General features: G+C 58.1%; 1 pseudogene. It reads right to left on the reverse strand.

Annotation, left to right across the window (positions count from 1 at the left end):
• A pseudogene (locus SB771_RS34820) lies at positions 1-267 on the reverse strand (hypothetical protein); the annotation flags it as partial.

The raw sequence follows: 267 nt of genomic DNA on the forward strand, positions 1-267 counted from the left end.
CGCCATGCAAGGCCGAGAATGATTGCCCCAGTCAACGCGGCTGTGGGCGTCACGATAGCCATGGCAATCCCGACTTTGGCGCGGTCATGAAACAGATGCTGTGTCATCATCGCGACAATCAGCGGACCGAGGCCGGCCCCGATCATATTGGTGCAGAAAAGATACAGACCGGACAAACGCCCCCTCAAAGCGGGCGGCGTAAGCAACTGAAGTGAGGTGGCGCCCATGTTGAGTGCGACCGCCGCCGCAAAATACACCACGAATATT

This window comes from Burkholderia sp. SIMBA_051, assembly GCF_046534915.1.
GTDB classification, from domain to species: Bacteria; Pseudomonadota; Gammaproteobacteria; order Burkholderiales; family Burkholderiaceae; genus Burkholderia; species Burkholderia ambifaria.